The sequence below is a fragment of the Porcincola intestinalis genome, assembly GCF_009696445.1.
GTDB lineage: Bacteria > Bacillota > Clostridia > Lachnospirales > Lachnospiraceae > Porcincola > Porcincola intestinalis.
This window is the reverse complement of record NZ_VULZ01000024.1, coordinates 1-17,807: the sequence shown is the minus strand read 5'-3', so window position 1 is coordinate 17,807 and position 17,807 is coordinate 1. Positions and strand designations below refer to the sequence as shown.

24 protein-coding genes are annotated in these 17,807 nt (G+C 52.7%); all 24 read right to left on the bottom strand.

What is annotated here, in order from left to right:
* Positions 1–200 (bottom strand): hypothetical protein (locus tag FYJ35_RS14235; RefSeq protein ID WP_154527575.1); only part of this gene is annotated, 200 nt, incomplete at its 3' end.
* Positions 197–763 carry a hypothetical protein gene (locus tag FYJ35_RS14230; RefSeq protein ID WP_154527574.1) on the bottom strand — a complete coding sequence of 189 codons (567 nt, stop codon included), beginning with the start codon at positions 761–763 and terminating at the stop codon, positions 197–199. The genes FYJ35_RS14235 and FYJ35_RS14230, both read right to left, overlap by 4 nt.
* Positions 764–2,632, bottom strand: coding sequence for a hypothetical protein (locus FYJ35_RS14225; protein ID WP_154527573.1), 1,869 nt, complete (start codon positions 2,630–2,632; stop codon positions 764–766).
* Positions 2,623–3,456 (bottom strand): hypothetical protein, encoded by an 834-nt coding sequence (locus tag FYJ35_RS14220; RefSeq protein WP_154527572.1) that lies wholly within the window; start codon positions 3,454–3,456, stop codon positions 2,623–2,625. The genes FYJ35_RS14225 and FYJ35_RS14220 overlap by 10 nt, the downstream gene beginning before the upstream one ends.
* Positions 3,453–7,007, bottom strand: coding sequence for a phage tail tape measure protein (locus FYJ35_RS14215; protein ID WP_154527571.1), 3,555 nt, complete (start codon positions 7,005–7,007; stop codon positions 3,453–3,455). Before FYJ35_RS14215 ends, FYJ35_RS14220 begins: the two co-directional genes overlap by 4 nt.
* Complete coding sequence (locus tag FYJ35_RS14210; RefSeq protein ID WP_154527570.1) at positions 6,997–7,185, bottom strand: hypothetical protein; 189 nt, start codon at positions 7,183–7,185, stop codon at positions 6,997–6,999. Before FYJ35_RS14210 ends, FYJ35_RS14215 begins: the two co-directional genes overlap by 11 nt.
* Before the next feature lie 14 nt (positions 7,186–7,199).
* On the bottom strand, positions 7,200–7,556 hold the full coding sequence (locus FYJ35_RS14205; RefSeq protein WP_154527569.1) for a hypothetical protein: 357 nt from the start codon (positions 7,554–7,556) through the stop codon (positions 7,200–7,202).
* A gap of 23 nt (positions 7,557–7,579) precedes the next feature.
* Complete coding sequence (locus FYJ35_RS14200; protein ID WP_154527568.1) at positions 7,580–8,161, bottom strand: hypothetical protein; 582 nt, start codon at positions 8,159–8,161, stop codon at positions 7,580–7,582.
* 14 nt (positions 8,162–8,175) lie between these two features.
* Complete coding sequence (locus FYJ35_RS14195; RefSeq protein WP_154527567.1) at positions 8,176–8,583, bottom strand: hypothetical protein; 408 nt, start codon at positions 8,581–8,583, stop codon at positions 8,176–8,178.
* Positions 8,583–8,969, bottom strand: a complete 387-nt coding sequence (locus tag FYJ35_RS14190; RefSeq protein WP_154527566.1) for a hypothetical protein — start codon at positions 8,967–8,969, stop codon at positions 8,583–8,585. Before FYJ35_RS14190 ends, FYJ35_RS14195 begins: the two co-directional genes overlap by 1 nt.
* Positions 8,966–9,310: a hypothetical protein gene (locus FYJ35_RS14185; protein ID WP_154527565.1), complete on the bottom strand. Its 345-nt coding sequence runs from the start codon at positions 9,308–9,310 to the stop codon at positions 8,966–8,968. The genes FYJ35_RS14190 and FYJ35_RS14185 overlap by 4 nt, the downstream gene beginning before the upstream one ends.
* Before the next feature lie 2 nt (positions 9,311–9,312).
* Complete coding sequence (locus tag FYJ35_RS14180) at positions 9,313–9,612, bottom strand: hypothetical protein (RefSeq protein ID WP_154527564.1); 300 nt, start codon at positions 9,610–9,612, stop codon at positions 9,313–9,315.
* A 16-nt stretch (positions 9,613–9,628) separates the two neighbouring features.
* Complete coding sequence (locus tag FYJ35_RS14175; RefSeq protein ID WP_154527563.1) at positions 9,629–10,819, bottom strand: phage major capsid protein; 1,191 nt, start codon at positions 10,817–10,819, stop codon at positions 9,629–9,631.
* A gap of 3 nt (positions 10,820–10,822) precedes the next feature.
* Positions 10,823–11,614: a head maturation protease, ClpP-related gene (locus FYJ35_RS14170; RefSeq protein WP_205839863.1), complete on the bottom strand. Its 792-nt coding sequence runs from the start codon at positions 11,612–11,614 to the stop codon at positions 10,823–10,825.
* A complete protein-coding gene (locus tag FYJ35_RS14165) occupies positions 11,586–12,764 on the bottom strand; it encodes a phage portal protein (protein WP_154527561.1) in 1,179 nt (392 codons plus the stop codon). The genes FYJ35_RS14170 and FYJ35_RS14165 overlap by 29 nt, the downstream gene beginning before the upstream one ends.
* 14 nt (positions 12,765–12,778) lie before the next feature.
* Complete coding sequence (locus FYJ35_RS14160) at positions 12,779–14,443, bottom strand: terminase TerL endonuclease subunit (protein WP_154527560.1); 1,665 nt, start codon at positions 14,441–14,443, stop codon at positions 12,779–12,781.
* The gene (locus FYJ35_RS14155; RefSeq protein WP_154527559.1) at positions 14,427–14,780 is read right to left on the bottom strand and encodes a P27 family phage terminase small subunit; all 354 of its coding nucleotides are present in this window, start codon (positions 14,778–14,780) and stop codon (positions 14,427–14,429) included. Before FYJ35_RS14155 ends, FYJ35_RS14160 begins: the two co-directional genes overlap by 17 nt.
* A 115-nt stretch (positions 14,781–14,895) precedes the next feature.
* Entirely contained in the window at positions 14,896–15,291 is a 396-nt protein-coding gene (locus tag FYJ35_RS14150) for a hypothetical protein (protein WP_154527558.1), read from the bottom strand.
* 257 nt (positions 15,292–15,548) lie between these two features.
* Positions 15,549–15,959, bottom strand: coding sequence for a hypothetical protein (locus FYJ35_RS14145; RefSeq protein ID WP_154527557.1), 411 nt, complete (start codon positions 15,957–15,959; stop codon positions 15,549–15,551).
* Positions 15,956–16,183 carry a zinc ribbon domain-containing protein gene (locus tag FYJ35_RS14140; protein ID WP_205839862.1) on the bottom strand — a complete coding sequence of 76 codons (228 nt, stop codon included), beginning with the start codon at positions 16,181–16,183 and terminating at the stop codon, positions 15,956–15,958. Before FYJ35_RS14140 ends, FYJ35_RS14145 begins: the two co-directional genes overlap by 4 nt.
* A gap of 80 nt (positions 16,184–16,263) precedes the next feature.
* Positions 16,264–16,836, bottom strand: a complete 573-nt coding sequence (locus tag FYJ35_RS14135; protein WP_154527555.1) for a hypothetical protein — start codon at positions 16,834–16,836, stop codon at positions 16,264–16,266.
* On the bottom strand, positions 16,833–17,132 hold the full coding sequence (locus FYJ35_RS14130) for an FmdB family zinc ribbon protein (protein WP_154527554.1): 300 nt from the start codon (positions 17,130–17,132) through the stop codon (positions 16,833–16,835). The genes FYJ35_RS14135 and FYJ35_RS14130 overlap by 4 nt, the downstream gene beginning before the upstream one ends.
* The gene (locus FYJ35_RS14125) at positions 17,123–17,347 is read right to left on the bottom strand and encodes a defense against restriction DarA-related protein (protein WP_154527553.1); all 225 of its coding nucleotides are present in this window, start codon (positions 17,345–17,347) and stop codon (positions 17,123–17,125) included. The genes FYJ35_RS14130 and FYJ35_RS14125 overlap by 10 nt, the downstream gene beginning before the upstream one ends.
* Positions 17,344–17,730 carry a hypothetical protein gene (locus FYJ35_RS14120; RefSeq protein WP_154527552.1) on the bottom strand — a complete coding sequence of 129 codons (387 nt, stop codon included), beginning with the start codon at positions 17,728–17,730 and terminating at the stop codon, positions 17,344–17,346. The genes FYJ35_RS14125 and FYJ35_RS14120 overlap by 4 nt, the downstream gene beginning before the upstream one ends.
* Positions 17,731–17,807 lie beyond the last annotated feature (77 nt).

Genomic DNA, 17,807 nt, shown 5'->3' with positions numbered 1-17,807 from the left:
CCGTATCCCTGAACATTTGCTGTTGCTGTACTTGTCCAATATATTCCGGTACGGCTGCACTGGTTGGCGTCAGTTGCGTAACCGTTGTTTAGAAATACTTGATCGCCCCAGGCAATCTTGTTGTTTAGCGCAGTGATATCTGCTGTGTTTTTGTCGATCAGCGATTTCAGCTTTGTGATGATCTTCTGCAGACTAATCATTTCAGCAATGCCTCCCATGCCGTTACAAATGTGTCATCAGTTGCCAAATCAAATCCGCTGTTCCCCAGCGGCTCGATCACTTTGAATTTTGGCACGACCTTAGTGATCGTGATTCCGGATATGTACACGTAGTACAGCGCGGTTTCATCCTCCGTTGCCCCCGCGTAGATATTGCCGGTCGTCAGCGTAGCAGGCGCAGCAGTTCCCGATCCGATTGTTACAGGCGATCCTTTCTTCAGCACCATCGATGCGGACTCTATCCCGGATGATGCATCCATGGTATATTTGATCGCGATTGTGTCTATCCTTTCCTTGTTCTGCGTGCCGTTTTCGATCTGCACAGCCTCTATCTCATTCTGCGGCAGAGAAATGTGTCGCCCCTGGTCAACCAGGTCTCCATCGGCAATGTCGATCTCATTGTTGCTGATGATCGTGTAGGCAAATTTCTTCCCAGTCGGAAGCACATACCGATCAAGGCCCACAACACCCGCGATCAGCCGCCCCGCGTCAGCGGATGTGATGTGCCCGGCTCCGCTGTGGCCGGTGATAAGCGTTACACCCATTTATTTCACCTCGTATTTGATGCTGATATCGTTGTTGGTTATTTTAATGATTTTTTTTGACACTTCCTGAATCGTCGTGATCCCTGTCGTATGTTCGATACAGCCGACCAGATCGCTGATATCGTACACCTGATCTGTTTCTTCAAGATCGATGTCCAGGTCATCCGCCTGCCATGCTTCCTCCAGCTTTTTCTTTGCCGATTCCACCAGCGCTGCATACCGGTCCTCGACTGCCCGGAAGTACGTCCCGGTCGTCCATTCCGGCGCAACCATTTCATCGCTGTTGGTGTAATACGTGTTCTGTGCCCACGAAGGCGGGGAATTATCCACGCGAACATAGTAAGTATTTGCTGCAAACGCCGGCGCGATCTTGTACTTTATCAGCGTAAATCGCGCATCCGCTCCCCAGTTGGGTGGAGTCTCAAATGATATTCTGGTGTAATATCTTCCTGCCTGCCATCCTGGTACCTTTTTCTTCGATGTCAGCGAGACATTCTTCCACCGTTCTTTCTTGTTCTTCTTCAGCTCCTTCGCGGTCGCCCGGCGATAATACGAGCTGTAATTTGTTGCCCAGTCACTTGGGCGACCGGTCTGCAGCTGATAGCTCTCGTTGTTGATCCCTGTCACGCGCCGATATGTCGTTGTCACGCCGTCCGAGTACAGTGAATAGTAGGTTCCGTAGTTCGTCGCCCAGTCGCCAGGACACACGCCCTGTCTGACGTAACTTTCCTGATCGATTCCGCTTACTCGGCTGCCACCTCCAGCCGTGTAATATTCGCCGTAGTTCGTCGCCCAGTCAGCCGGCTGTGATCCAAGCAGGTTGTAAACGGTCTGGCCACGCACCGACGAATATTTCACCTCGCCCTTATCATCGGTCCCCCGCGTGTAGTAGCTTCCGAAATTTACGGACCAGTCCGCAGGCTGGTAGCGTTGCAGAACGTGCCCCAACCGGTGTTTGCGTACGTGTGAATAGCTGTCGTCTCCGTCCTCCTGGATTTCGTGTGTGAAGTATTCCTCACAGTCCTGATCCCAATTCGACGGCTTCGCAGTCGTCAGGATGTAGTTGGTGGTGATCGACGATGACGGTTCGTCCAGCACCTCCGCCACCTCATCCATGCCGCTGATCACACGGCTTGACTCATCCAGGATGTAATCGCTATCCTGCAGCGGTGGATCATTCTTCGCATATTTCTGGATGCCTCCATGGGCATCGGTGAAGATGTGGATCACTGCCCGATCCTTGAGATCGCCTTGCCCCATGCAGATCATGTGATTCACTGGATGATAGTTTTTTGTAACAGTGTAATCGACCTGCGATGTGTCCCACTCCTCATCCTGGCTGTAGTCAGCAGCAGGCTCGGCGGACAGGATCACTTTTCCCTCATGCCAGCGGCAACGCAGCTTCGCATACACAGATTTCAGCATGGCTCTGATTCCTGTGTATCCTTTTACATACCGTTCCATCTGGTAGTTATTGATCGTGATTCCGGATCCTGCTGTATCGGCAGAAAAAAGATCACCGAGCCTCAAAGCCTCGATGATCTGCCCCAATACCGTATTCGCTTCGCCGCCGAAGATCGCATAATCCTGCCCGGAAGGTGGGCAGATCACCCGGCTCTCAAGAATTCCGTACCATGTCCGACCCTTATAAGTGATATCGCCTTTTTCCGTATCTACCTTGATGCTATCGATGTATCCGCCGTAGTCTTCACCGTCAACGTACAGGTAGCAGCCGACCCGGCAGCAGTGGTTGTCCCGCCCGACCGTGCATTCGAAGTCGTTTTCATCCGACCCATACGCCATATCCAGCGTATACGCCATCATTACGCCGACGTCTTTCCGCTTTTCGTCCGTATAGATCAAATCCATACTGCCGGCTCACCCCTCTCGTCAAACAGCGTTACATCCATTTTTAACGATTTTGACCGCACAACTGGAATGTCTCCACGGTCAATCTTCGTAAAGATGTAACTGTCCTTGTCGCGTAGGTAGAAGTAATTTTCCTCGTTCCCGTGGGCGTCATACTTCTCGATCGTCTTCATCTTTGAATCGATCTCTACCCGCTCATCCGTTCCGAGCGTGCAGAACAGGCCGTACCTGTTCCCGCCGATGGTCACAGATGGATCTGTACACGGCCCGAAAAATGTCAACTTGAAATTTGCCGAATTGATGCAGTCGCATGGTAGCACTTCAGAATAGCTCGGCGCTCCGAGATCAATCGGAAAATCAAAAGCAAAATAGAGTCCTGTCGATTCGTCTCTGATCGATGTGAAATGATACGTGTTCTCCTTGATCCAGAATGGGTACGTGCTGATCACATGCACGGTCTTCGTCACGGACTCCATCATCTCGTCGAAGCTCTCATAAGATTGCACGACGATAAAGGCTTCCCTGTAGAATCCGTTCCACCACAGTCTGCCAGGCTGCATACGCTGCACATCTGCATCGAATACCCGGTGCATCTTCGCCATGATCGCGTTATATTCCGCCGCATTTTCGGCCAGCACATCGATTTTGAAATCACACTCGGACGTATCTTTGTAGAACGTCTTCACCCGGCCGATCCCGTTTACACCGGAGATTGTCGAAAACTTCCACTCGGACTTCGCCAGCACCTCCGGATTCTCGGCGGCAAGGGCATCCGAGTTGAAGTCGATGATCTCGCCGGTCGACCCCTCATAGTATAGATTCATCCGGACACCCTCCTTACTGCCCTGCCGAATTCGCGGCCGTCCATCTCGACGGTCATATCCATCCGTGATACAGCTTCAGCGACCTTTTCACCCAACAGATCATAGTCGATCTGCGGCACCGACTGCATCACGGCTGCAGCGACATAGTTCTGCAGCACGTCGACTGGCGCGACCGCTTCCGGTCCGGCTTCACCGACTCCCTTCAGTCCGTACAACGTCGGGATGATCGTCGCATTGTCAAACACCGCGCCTTTCGCGTACCATTGGACGGATACGGACGGCACCTGCTTCGTCTTTGCGTTGAAATCTCCAGACATTGAGAAATGCGGAACAGCGATATCCGGTCCTTTGAGCTTCGTGTGTAGCGCCGATCTCAGCTTTCCGACTCCAACGATCACGGATGTTTCGGACTGGCTCATCGATCGCCTGACGTCCGATGCCATGTCCGAGAATTCATCCGTCACTCTATCCAGGCTGCCGGATATCGCCGGCGCCATTGCCTTCGTGCCGGTCGTCAACATTGTCCGCACGTTGGCCATCATGGCGCTCACAGCCCCGGTCACAGTGCTCGCCTGGCTGCTGATCCCCTTTGACAATTCGCTGATGGCTGTGCTCGCAGCTTCCGATGCACCCTTAGATGCATCATCCGTCATGCTTTTCGTCATTGCCGATCCGGTCGCTTCGCCGGCAGCCTTTGCGTCGGATGTATCCACCGATGATCCGTTGATGGATTTTACCAGCTCATTAAATGCCTGCACTGGATCCACTGTTTTCGCGTTGATCCCATCTACAAGTGATTGTGGCAGTGAGATTCCGGCCTTCTGCGCTGCGGTTACCAATCCATTCAGCTGTCCGAACATCGCAGATGTCAGCTGCTGCGTCGCCTGCTCCGGGCTTGTCGACCCACTGGAAATTCCATCAGCCAAACCGGATGGAATCGTAACGCCCATGGCCTGCGCCGATGCCGCAAGCTGTGCGACTGATGATTTTGTCGCCTCATCCGCCTTTGTGAACCCGTTCGTGATCGAATCCTGCAGCTCCTGGTATTCAGCATCTGATGATCCGATTTCTCCAAGTCCCAGCTTATAGGCAACCGCATCCGCCGCCAGATTTGCGGACAGCTCCTGCTGTTGATCAGTAGCGGCAAGGAAATGATACATTGCGTCATTGACGGTCTGCATATCTCCGGATGTGACCGCATCAGCCAGTTCCTGGACCAGCTGCGCGCCTTCCGGCCCCATCTGCTCAAGGTAATTTAAGAATTCAGGCGCTCTCTGTCCCAGGTTATCCGTGAGGACATCGATATTCGCCTGGTAATTCTTCATTCCCTCTTCTTGGGACTGCATGGCTTCCATGAAGGCTGACAATCCTTTTTCGGAATCCTGCTCCCATTTGTCGAATGGGTTGATAGAAAAGGCACTTTTCGCACTTTCGACAGCCGACGTAAATGCCTGCTCCATCGCATCAGATGCGGTCTTATATGCGGCTGCTGCGGTCTTCGCGTTCTCCGCTGCTTCCTGCTGCGCCTCGTAATTTTCTATGGTTTTATCAGTGTTGTTATCTTTGGAGTCTGAGTTTTCGTCCGTCGTTTCAGTATTGATCCCCAGCTCCTTGGTCAATCCCTTTGTGGCTTCATCGACGTCCTTTATCTGGCCTTTTGCTTCGTCGATGTTTGCAGTCGTATCGCTCAGCGCCTTACTGGCATCGGATGATGTTTCCTGTGCTTCCCGGAGCGAATCAGACAGTCGATCCTGCGCCTGGTTATATGTGTCAGCTGATCCGGCAGCAACGCCATATTTATCAGACAGCTCTTCCGAGACTTTCGCCATCTGCTCGCCGATCTCGGTGGTATCCTGACCGTTCGCGAAAGCTTTCTGCTGCTGTTCCTGTAGCTTTTCATACGTGCCCCACAGATCTTCAAGAGCAGATTTCTGCTCCATGATGCTGTAGACATTATCCTTTGCTACTTGATCAGCTTCCTGCGCTTTGAGTAGGTTTCCTTCCTCTTTCAGCAGTCCATTGTACAGCTCCTGCGTTGCCTGTTTTTTCGCTGTTGCGAGCATCTGGGCTTCGCAGTTGTCAACATATTTATCGATCTCATCGTTTGTCAGCTTCAGCTTTCCGGTCTCTTCGTCGTAGGCATCTGCCAGTTGTGGGATCGTCTGCGCCAGCTCACCGACAATCGTGCGCATCTCAAATGACTGCTCGAGCGTCGGGTTGGAAACGTTGTTCAATTCTTTCAGCCGATTGCTCAGCTGTTCAACAGTCTGCACGTCAGAGAATGATGTATCCCACGTTTCACCAGTCTCATCAATTGTTTTTTTGAAATTGTCAGCGTCTGTCTGGACATCCTTGATCTGCTGCTCTAGTGGCGACAAGTCCGCGCCCTCGACGAAGTTCGTCAATCCGATCAGCGCATCAGAGGCGGCATCTGCCAAAAATCCGATCATGGGCGCGACCTTCGTTCCGATCGCTCGTCCGAAGGCTTCCGAATTCTGCTTCAGGTACTGGATGGAATCATCCACACCTCCGAGAGAATCCAGCGTGTCACCAGACAGAACTGCTCCGGCATCCTGCGCCTGCTGCGCCAGCTGTTTAAATCCGTCAGATCCTTTGATGATCAGCGGGTTCAGCTCGTTCGCTGACTTACCAAAGATCTGCATCGCGATGGCGTCCCGCTCTGTCTCATCGGATACGCCGCCCAGAGCATCGATGCAGTCCCAGAACACATCTTCGGAATTCCTCAGATTCCCATTTGCATCTGTTACGCTGACTCCAAGCTTTTCATATGCCGCCGTGTAGTCCTCTGATCCCTTCTGCGCCTGCATCATGGATTTGAGGTTCTTCTTCATGGATCCGGTGACCGTATCCAGGCTTGTGTCGATCAGCTCCGATGCATACTGGTACTCCTGCAGCTCATCGGTCGACATCCCTGTAACCTGCGATGCTGTCAGGATGTTGTCAGCGTATGATGCCGCGTCAACGCCCAGCTGGATCAGCTTCTTCCCCGCGTCAATTGCCTTCGACCCAAGCCCCATGATGGCATCACCTGCCATGTCGACCAGCTTACCTTTCACCAGGGATCCGAAGGACACATTCACGGTGTCAACGTTGTCACCGGCACCTTTTGCGGCATTGCCGAGCTGGTTCATCTCTGACTCTGCAGAGTCAGCCGTCGAATTAAACCCATTCAATTCAGCGTTCGTCTCAGCGATTGCGCCTTCGAGCTTTGCCTGCTCCGTCTTGGCATTGGTCAGCTTGGTAGCCCACTTCTGCGCTTCCTGGCTGTTCTCGCCATAGATCGACTTGGCGGCTTCCAGCTTCCCATTCAACGCCTGCTGCTTCTGCTCGTTCGCTTCCAGCTCGGACTGCAGGAGCTGCTGTTTCTGCTTCAGATACTCCGCCGAATCCCCGGTGTTCTTGAACTGCGCGTCGTTCAGCTTCATCTCCGCGCGGAGTCCCGTCATCGCAGAATTCGCCTGCGTGATTTGCTCGTTAAATTCGGCGGTATCCGCAGTAAACTTAATTTTTGCTTCGTTTTTACCCGCCATTTCTGTCCCTCTCATACTGCAGCACCGACGCATGCCATGCATCATATGCTGTCTTGTTTTCTACAATCCGCTCCAAAAAAGGAAACGGCGCATGCCAGAAGACATCCTCCGGAATCCCCATCAACTGCACATAGTATGTGTAATGATCCTCAATGGTTTCCAGAGTGAATTGTGGCATGCGCACCCGTTTATTTACTGGCTTTGTCGCCCTTTTGAAGGCGCTGGCGAAGTCGCTTTTTTTTTCGGCTGCGGGTTGAGCAGCAGGTTGACGGTGTGCAACAGCATCCCCCTGTTCGGGATCAGCCGCTTCAGGAACTCCGGATAGTCGATGTACTCCTTGTCCAGATTCGCACACACATACGCTGTATATACAAGGTATGCATAGTCCAGCTCATCCTTTGCGCCGTTCAGCCTGATCTTCTGGTAATTCTCATAGATCGCCCGGGCCTTGTCCCCGCCCTCGCGGAGCAGGTACAGGCTGTAAAAATTGAGCGTTCCAGATTCCTTCGTCCCGTCGTCGAATTCGATTGCAACTGTTGTATCAGTCATCTTTCCCTCCTGCGTCAGTCAGATCAGCCGTCTGTCTTCTGCGCCTTCTCGCTGGAGAATGTCGTCATCCAGTTTTCTTTCGTCAGCACCGTTCCGGACAGCTCATCGGCCAGAGCTTCATACTCTCCCTTGCCGTAATCATCCGGCATGTAAGAAAGCTTGATCTCCACCTCTGCGACCTCATCGGATCCATTCTCGACAGACAGCTGCCCGACCTCCTCGATTTTGCAACGTGGGAAGCCCTTAAACATGATGTTGTCATCCTCATCCTTGACACGCGCAGCGATCGAGCATTCCGGCATCGGGACCGTATTGTCGAACGCATACACACCATCCTGCAGTCCGTCGCTGACCATGGCATGCAGCTTCCTGTACAGGTCGAGCTTCACATGCATGCTGAGGGTGATCGTTCCGTTCCCCGTGACTTTGGTCTTTCTCTTTTTGACGAACCCTCTGCACTTTTTCGTGACGGTCTTGGTCTCGCGTTCAACCGTCAGCTTTCCAACACAATCATCCTCCGTGTATGCGGACTCCCCAGCGACTTTGATTGCCAGCTGGTCGCACTCATAAGGGGAAAAAACCTCTGTAGACGTAAATCCTGCCATCTTATTTACCTCCGTTAATTGTTAAATGCTTCTGCAAGTTTACCAACGCACATTTCTACCACCTTCGGGGCTGCTGCCTCTGCGCCGTGCAGCATGAATTGTTTGTTACCTGCATGCTTCCGGGTATTGCTTCCGTCGTCCGGGAAATACAGATAATGGTACTTCCCGCGTGCTGCAATTGTTACTGACAGCTCACCGTTATCCTGGTCGAACCTCCCTGGCATCGCCGATCTTGCTGCCGGTGCTTTTCCTTTCCAGTGGCGTCCGGATGACGGCAACAGGCGCGCAATCTGCTTCTTGATCTCTTCCGCGCCTTCCGACCGAAGGACCTTATCGATGATCTGCCCTGATCCCGCGCCGTAAGACACCATCTTTTCATACAGATCGTCTATCGATCCCGCGTCAAATTCGAACCAACCCATCAGCAGCTCCTTTTCTGGGGATGCACGAACGTGATGGTTGCGATCTCCACAACCATATTTGAATTCCCCTTAAAGGTGTAATCGTAGGTGATGTCGTCCGATGTCTTTTTCAGCTTCGGGCCCGGCGTCTTTTCAAGCGTCTTGATCACCGTATCGATGTAGCCCTCCGGGATGTAGTCCTCATGAATGACATGCACCTGGTAATAGGTCTCCCGGTCGATGTTGTTGCTCGCTGTCGCGGTCCGAACGCGGTTGAACACAAAGTAATTCCAGCGGTCAAGCTTTGTCTCCTGACACGCGCCATACCAGCAGCCAACCATCGGCACATCATCGGATGCGCACATCCCGGTCAGCAGCTCGCTTATATGGTTCAGCACTGATGTCATAGCTTGCGCACCTCCTCCAGATACAGGTACATCACCCGGCTAGCGCGGTCGAAATCAACATTGATGATGCTGTACAATGTCTCGTCGATCTTAACGATGTTCAGCTTCGTCACCCACGGCCGGAGGAGGCACCGTACTTTCATGCTCAGCGTCCGTCCCTGCGAATTCGCGAAATCCTGATCCTGATCGCGCTTGGACATCTCCTGATAGTTCAGCTTTTCGATCTGCTTGATATCTGATCCTGCTCTGGCATTCTTCACTGCGCCGAAATCCGATTTACCGGCCGTTTGTTCGCAGACCCACAGCACCCCGTCGGTATATGTCGCAAACCGTTTTTTCATGATCAGCCCCCGTTCTGGAATGCGTGGAGATGCCGTGCCCGGATGATCTCTGTTCGATACGCCGAATCAAATTCATTCAGGCAGTTATTCCACGCATACAGCAGGTATGCCAGATACAGCTCACGGTCGATCCCGGGCTTGAAATAGTCGGCGCTTGCGCCGAGGAGGTGGTTCAGTGCCGCCTCGGCGTCGAGCATCATGTCTGCGATTTTGTCGTCCGTATCCGGATCATTCCAGGTAACGCTGAGATGCCGCTTGACCATGTTCAGATATTCCTCTGGCATTGTGTCCTTGTTCAGCATCAGTCAGCCCTCCCGTTTACGCGCCGGCGGTCTCGGTCTTCTGAAGCACCGTGATGTATGCCGGGTTGAGTTTGCTGATATCGAGTAGCACAGCGACTGTGTTATCCCATGCACGGCCCATGCCATGCATCTTGATCTTGTACACGCGCTGATCAGCAAGGAATTTGAAGTCGTCGGAATACTCAAGCGTGCCGTCCTTGGAGGATCCCAGCCCGAAGAAATACTCCTCCGGAAGGAAGATCAGCGCCTTTCCGGTCTCCATCTCGTTCGAACGGATCACCTCGGTCGGGAACGGGAACAGGTTAGTGGAATAGGTTCCGTTTGCGTTCAGAACCGTTGTCGCCGGCATAACCTTTTCGAGATAATCGACCTGATTACACACAAGCGTAACCTGATCGAATTTTCTCATCGTTCCGCGCTCCGTCTTTGCCAGCTGGGAGAGCACCTTGCCATACTCAGCCGGGAGGAAGGACTTCACAGCGACTGCTGTCTTCTGCGGATATCCAGTCTCGGAGGAGAAGGACACGCCCTTGTGGATGTCGCGGTCAAGGCCGATCGGCTGCTTCAGTCCAGTGCCGGAGATGATTGCCTTTTCCAGCGCACACGCAAGGGATTCCTTCAGGAATGTCCGGATGTAATTGTCAAGGAAGGTCGGCCCGAGATCGAGCATGTCCTTCTCGATGATCGCATACGCGGACAGCTTGCACTGGTTAACCTCGACGACGCGGAACGCAGACGTGATCTGCTTCGTGATTTCATCATTCACATCGCCCCATGCTGCGGTCTGCGCGGTGTGATCGTTGAGAATCCAGCGCGTCAGGTAGGATACGTTCTGGAAGTTGATGCGGGACAGCAGCGGGTGCTCTTCGGTAAGGTCCTTGTACACATCCTGAATGATGGTCTCCGGCATCACCTTGTCAGTGTCCGGAAGGCCGATGTAAGACTGTACTGGAGTCTTCGTCTTGCCTGCATCGATAATTCTCTGGTAATACGCCTTCTCCTCGCTGGTAAGCTGACGGAAACCGCGCTGTGCCAGTACGGCAGTATCCCCGTTCGCGGACAGGTAATCCTGCCCGACAGATGCAGCGATTGCGTTTCCGAATTTGTCAAATGCAGCCTGCACTGCCTCCTCGGTTGCGTTTTCGTCGGTAAATACGCGCATCATCTCAGATGCAGCTTCAGTGATGATAGTTTTGTTCTTAAGCATTCTTTATTCCTCCTTTGCGATTGCAGCAAACACTCTCTTTGCATTCTGTGCCATTGTGGCTGTGCCTTTGTTGACTGGTTTCGATTCTGCGAGCGCAGACAGTAAATTGTCCATCTTCGCATCAATCGCCGAAATACGCGCTTCTAGCAACGTCTCAGCGGGGGCCTCAAGAATGCGCTGATGGATCGCCGCCATTGCCGACTGGCTTGCACCCTCGTCGCCATCATCATCATCTGCGATGTCTGTCGCGAAGCCATACTTCACAGCTTCCTCTGCCGTCATCCACGTCTCAGCGTCCATGAGCTTCTGGATTTCTTCCTCGCTCATTCCGGTCACTGCCTTGTACATCGTGATGGATGCCTGGTTGATCTTGTCGGCGTCGTCTGCCATCTTCCGCAGCGCATCCGCGTTCATCGGTCCCCAGTTGTACACGCTGCAGTTGTGGATCATTAGCAGCCCCAGCTTGCCCATCGTCCGCTGATCCCCCGCGCAGAAGATCACGGAGGCCGCTGAGCATGCGAACCCATCGCAATACGTGTGAACCTTCGCCGGGTTCCGGCTCAGCGCCGAACAGATCGCGATCGCCTCAGCAACGTCTCCGCCGTTGGAGTTGATGTAGACATTGATCGTGTCTGCCTGCACGGCATCGATCTCAGCCTTCAGCCCCTTAGACGATACGCCATGCTGCTCACCGGTGCCTTCGTCCACATACGGGTACGGTGTGATATTCCCGTAGATATCAATATCCACGGTGCGCGACTGTTCGTCATGCGTTATCTGGTAAAATCGTTTCACTTGCTTTCTCCTCTCCCCCCGCGATATCCGCGAAGTTTTTTGTAATAAAATGTTTCTGGCTCCACTCTGTATTGAGCGGAGCATCTCCCAGCATCTCGCGCACCTCATCGATGCTCTTGACGCCGGATGAGATCAGATTTGATACATTGGCGGCCACTGCGAACTGATCGCGGTGCAGGATGGATGATGTGTCCATCACGTAGTAGTTGCCGCGCCGATAATTGTCCAGCGTTCCACGTTTGTTCAGAGCTTCGCTGATCACGTCAGCGTATGGATCCACACCGAAAGTCAGGAACGATCCCACGATGTCCGACATATTCGTGATATTCCCGGACATCATGCTATCCGGAATATGGAACGCCGCGGACACAATGGAGAACAGATCCTTCCTCAGCGACAAAAACTCCGCCGAATGATCGCCGGTCATCTTCTCAGCGACTGGATCAGACAGCAGCTCATATCCGTCAAATTCCGGATATACCGCATTGTCATTTTCCAAATACGCCTTCAACTGTGTGCTGATGTTCTCAGCGAAGAATTTGTTAAACTCCGCATCTCCGGCCTTTGTACCTTGGATGTGGAGTTTATACTTCTGCCCGTTCCCCTTCTGCACTGCCTTCGCCGCCGATGCGATGATTCCCTTGTACTGCTCGTACATGCCATCGATCAGTCTCCGCACCTGGATATTGTCCAGCCGGATCAGATAGGCATCGTCCTGAGTAAAAATCCGGTTGAAAGTAAAATTCCCAACCGTGACGTTTCCGTAGATGTCGCCCAGGATCGGCCGCTCGACAGTCCGTGTGAACGAATCCGCGCAGTACAGTGCCCCGCCGGCATCAACGATCAGTGCCTCGCCGTTGTAAATCATCTTGTTGATAACCCGATGCCAGAACAGGCTGGATGTCTCGTTCTTGTTCGGCGCGACATTGAGCAGGTAGTAATCATCTGTCGTCCGGTCAGGTTTCCCATTCCGATACGTCCTTACCTCAGAGTGTCCGATCGCGTTACTGATCAAGGATGCCGCCGTATAGATTGCCAGTGACTCGTAGTAAACATCTGGCGGGATGTCAATGACAACTGCCTGCGGATCCCCGCCGATGTGCTCCGTCGTCGGGAACAGCTTTTCAAGAAATGTGCTAAACCATGCCATTGCTTCACCCCCTTTCAGAATGTGATGATGTTGACAACCTGCATCGGTGCCGGCGTCTTGATTTTTTCTTCTACGCACATCGCCGCGACCAGTGCCATGAATGGATCAGTCTTCCGTGCATGTGCCTCTATCTTGGCGTAAACATACGATCCCTTGTCTGCGCCGACGTCTTTTCCATACTTGATCAGCTTCGTATTGTTCGTCGCCCATCTCAGCATAGGATTGTCGCCCCATGTGAAGTAGCGCTCCATGAAACAATGGTCGATGACCGGAACAACGCTCAGGATGTCGCGCTGCTTGATCATCGTCAGATTGCCCTGTTCCTTGGATATGCCGACTTTCGCCAATGCATCGGATAGCAGTGAGTACCGATAGTTATCAATCCCGACCTGCTGGATGTTGTATTTCCGTCCGACTTCCTGGACGTACTCAGCGACGATTGACGGGTGAATCTCCACATCGTCGACATACGTCAGCAGACCGTTGTTCACCCATGTCTGCCATGGCGCTTTGATCTTCGGCAGGTCGCGCGACTGCGCGCACACCCATGCATGGCAGATGTCATATCTCTGGTCGCCGTCTCGGAAATGGATATCAACCGCCATCCAGTCGGTTGTCTTTGAATAGTCAATGCCGATTGTGCAGCTCTTCCCGGTCAGATCCGGAAGCTCCTTGTTCGTTGCCGCGATGGATTCCCAATCAGTAACAGCCGTATCCTTTGCCAGATCAGGCAGGTTCATCCGCTTGCTGAGGAATGCCGGCAGGCGGTCCGGATTCTTCTTCCACTCTCGGTACTCCTTCCGGGTTTCATCTAGCAGGTTCGGCAAATACGGAAGGGATGGATTTGACTTGGTCCAGTTTGCCTCATCGTCCACCTCTTCCCGTTTGTCCAGCTTGCAGATGAACGGCAGCAAGCCATTGTCATCAGCCCCGGCTCTCAGGATGTCCTCGGCATCCGCCAGAAGATCGTCAAGCGGACCGTCCCGCACATCACCATTGGTCGTATAGTATGACCGGCGCGGGTCCTGTTTCTTTCCAAGGCCTGTTGTAAAAACGTTGATGTTGTCGTAGTTCTCGTACTGGTGGATCTCGTTGAAGATCACGATTCCCGAGCGGAGGCCGTCCTTGCCCTTCGGACTATTCGTCCGGCCTTTTATCATCGACCGTGTCTTCACACTGACGATCCGCTCTTTCGTCCAGTGATAGAACTTCTTGATCTTTTTCACGTTGGCCGGCTGCTCGAAAAAACCGGTCAGGTCCTGCACAGGCCTTACTGCCTGTTCTTCGTTGTTTGCGCAAATGTCCACGTCATACTCCGGAATTCCGTTGTATGGCGATGTCAGCAGGAACGCCTCGACTGCGATCGTTCCATCCTTGCCAGCCCCACGGCCAATCTCACAGAACAGATCAGGCCAGCGTGGCCGCCCGTTCAGATAGCAGCAGTCGTGCAGCGCAATGACAAACTTCTGCCAGGGAAACAATTTGAACGGAACATAGCTATCGCACAGCCGCATGTAATTCCGCAGCCGTTCAATGTCGATCTCGATGTCCTCATTCGCGAAGCAGTCCTTCACATGCTGGATCAACAGGTGTTGCTCCTCACAGCACCGGAATGTGTCATTCTCCACGATGTCGATCCATTCCTGGATTTCAGGCGGGAGCTTACAACAGCTCTTCATCGTCCTCCACTACGGCATCCGGCTTGACTCCCAGCGCATCGAGGAGCTTTAGCATCTGCGCGTTCGTCTTGAGCATCATGTCAACGCTGTCGTTCTTGTGTACAACAGTCTGACCTTTCGATCCGATGGATGTCACATTCACCCCGCGTTGCTCGATGTCCCGGCTGCACAGCTCTTTCGTGACGTACATTTTCATGTAATCCTCTACCATGTCGGAGAAATGCGGGTCATCGTTCCCGGATCGAGCGAGCTGTTCAAGTAGTGACTTTTTGATTTTCCGATACGCGCCAGACCTCATGATCTGGGCGACCTCTTTCGATGATTCAGCTTGTGCCATATCTTTCCCTCCTGAATTTTGCTATGCGCGTCGCGCGCGCGTCTGAACAGGCTAGACCGCCTCCCCGTTGCTCGGTTCCACCTTTTTACAGGGGTTATAGGCCCCGGGGGTATCCTTACCATCTCTCAACCGTCAGCGGCTTCGCCTGTTTCTGTTTGCTTTTAAATTTCTCCGGGTGCAGCTTGTTGTGGCAGGACTTACACACCGGCAGAAGATTCGTCTTGATCTCGCCTGTTGCTGGATCGCGGAACGTCCGCGACATTGCCAGCTCAGGATGGTCACGCACATGCATGACATGATGTACGGTTGAGATCAGCTTCTTCTCTCCGGTCATGAAGTCCACATCGTACCGTGTGATCTTCCCGTGCTGTCTGCACACTGCGCACTCATAGTGAGCATCCCGCAGGATGTCTGTCTTTAACTTGATCCAGTCCTTTGACTTGTAGAATTTATACAGCCGATCCTCCTTGATCAGCTGCCTGATCCATGTTGCCAGTTCTGCCTGTGTCATCTCTTTTGCCCATTAAAAAAGCTCCGGGTGGTATACCCAGAGCATGGCGGGGCGCTTGCCCCGCCGGGTGAATTTGTATAGCGGCCTGCACCTATCCGCTCAAGGCAGCAGTGCTGCCACTACCTTCTCGTGTTGACCCCCGTATATACATAAAGCGGCAGGCATTGCACCTACCGCTCACACAGGATGGGAAATGTGATCAGTCTTACTCTGACTCACCTTTCACGCTATCATCATATCACGATTGCCAGTGACATTCACTGCCATCTTTCCAGATGTTCCAGCGCCGACACATAAAATCGATAAGCCTGCCGCTGTGAGTAGTTCAGCATCACCGCCACATCCTTCATCCCTGGCCGCTTAACTGAAAGAAAATATATGTCCAGCACCTGACGTTCTCTGCTGTCCGTCAGATGATTTATCAGTCGCTGTGCCTTCAGCCTCTTGTCGGTCAACGCCGACTGTTTTCGCTTCAGCTCGCCCATATATTCTGCGATCTCTGCCATCCGGTCCGTGGTTGTGTCCGTCGGAGATACCTGCACCCGGTCTACGTCGTATCGCATCGCGCCGGGAAGTAGCGACATCTCAAGCTCATAGATGCGATCCCCGATCTCCTCGATCTCCTTCTGTTCGTCTCGAACTGAATACAGAAACTGCTTGGCTGTCATAGCGTCCTCCACATATCTTTGCTGCTCGGCAGCCGCTGGCCGCAGTGCCGGCAGAATACGTCAGTCAGCAGGATGTCTGCGCCGCATACCGGACACTTGAATGTTCGCCTTCCCGGATACTCGCGCTGTTTCTCGACTGCGTTCACTGCGTCCATGATTGCGGTCTTCCGGATGACCGACGATTCCTCGCCTGCCATCTGCAGCAATGTTGTTATCACGTCCATCGGCATCACCTCCCTCTAGCTGTTTCTAATCACGATCCACAAGGTCACGATCATTCCAAGACCGTAGCCAAGGATAAATGTCAGGAATGGCACATCTCCGCCTCCTCTCTGCATGTTGCGATCTGGAAAACCGGCCGGACCCCGATGAAATTCGAGGCGCTCCAGCCGCCAACATCACCGCCGTTGTAGACACTGCAAAAAAACGTCGAGGACGTTTTGTCCTTATTCTGGAGCCAACCCCACTCGTACTCGCCGCATCTTGAGGCTAATCTGTTGCGTCTGTCCCGCATGAGCGGCCACTGCTCATGATCGTCCGGCTCGCACCAGCTCGGCAACTTATCAAAAAGTTCGCCGGCAAACGGGATCCGGAGCAGATCGCCGTTGTCGAACGGGACCATCCACTCACGGATACCTGAGAATAGCTTGAGTACGTCCACGCTTTGCAGTGCTCTCCGCAGATCACTCTTCGCGTAGCCGCCCTTGTTTGTGTTCTTCTTATTCATCGGCATCCGCTTATCGAGGTACTGATCCATCAAAAACAGTGCGCCCTTTGGCGTGATCTCCTGACACGTCGCCGTATAGTGAGCGACGTGGATCCGGTCGCCAACTTCGATATCGGATGTCTCAATTTCTGTCATTCTTTCAATTTTCATTTCCCTTCCTCCTTGTCCATCTTTGCGCCGCAGTGTGGACAATATTCCCATCCTTCATCTTGCGGTGTCATAGCGAAAAATTGGATTCCTCCGCACGCAGAGCATTTATATTCATCTTCGTATTCGTCTTCACATGCCACCCAGTGCGCATGTTTCACCGGTTCTGCCTCAATTCTCTTGATCTGATCGACATCCCGCTGGAATGCCACATGCTCGTAATACGCTGACTTCCCTGAATACGTAGGATCGATCCGACACGCCGCGAAATAGATCTCGTCAGGGTCAATCAGTCGCATTCGTCTTCCTCCAGCCTTTTTGCTCCTTCTACCAAGTCATACCGATAGCACTCCTGCTCTGTCAGCTTGTCAGGAGTTTCAAAATATCCCCATGCTGCCCGCTGAATCTCTGGTACTTCTGTCTGGTAATCATAGTTGCGAAACCTTGTGATATGGATTCTGTCTGGAAACGTGCTGATTGAGACGGGACGTAAAATAGAATAATATCTGTTCATCTGCTGATCTCCTTTTCGGTACCTTCATCCTTCTCCTCCATCAGCAGATAAGCAGGATCGATGCTGTTTTCCCACATGAAATTCTTCAACCAGTCCTGAAGCCAACCGCCGCCGTGCGCTTTGTTTGTGTCCGGTAGCATGTCTGACAGGTCTTCCAACATGGCATTGACAATGGACCAATCAAAATCAGAGTGTTCCGGTTGAAGAAGTTTCTTTCTGTTGTCCCACTCGGTGAACTTATCCTGACACTCGATCACGTAAAGTGCCCTGTGTAAGCCTTCCGCATATCCTCTCCCGTATTCATCCCTGAGAGCAGGTGGCGTGTATTCAATTATTTTCTTGTAAATCGCATTGTGCAGCTTGTCGTAATCAATGAATCTCATGCCGCGTCCTCCTCAGTCGTATGTGATCCCAAGCTCTTCGAGCGTGTATGCTTTATTGGGCATCATGCCTTTATACA